We start from the raw sequence: 261 nt of genomic DNA, 5'->3' as shown, positions 1-261 counted from the left end.
ACAGACAGCCAGGATGTTGGCTTAGAAGCAGCCATCATTTAAAGAAAGCGTAATAGCTCACTGGTCGAGTCGGCCTGCGCGGAAGATGTAACGGGGCTAAACCATGCACCGAAGCTGCGGCAGCGACACTATGTGTTGTTGGGTAGGGGAGCGTTCTGTAAGCCGTCGAAGGTGGCCTGTGAGGGCTGCTGGAGGTATCAGAAGTGCGAATGCTGACATAAGTAACGATAAAGCGGGTGAAAAACCCGCTCGCCGGAAGAC

General features: G+C 54.0%; 1 rRNA gene. It reads left to right on the top strand.

Annotated elements, in window-relative coordinates:
* Nucleotides 1-261: ribosomal RNA gene (locus tag M8318_RS00090) — 23S ribosomal RNA — on the top strand; the annotation flags it as partial.

The organism is Leclercia tamurae (assembly GCF_025566055.1).
Classification (GTDB): Bacteria; Pseudomonadota; Gammaproteobacteria; order Enterobacterales; family Enterobacteriaceae; genus Enterobacter; species Enterobacter tamurae.
The sequence above is the reverse complement of the archived record's forward strand: the minus strand, read 5'-3'. Positions and strand labels throughout refer to the sequence as shown.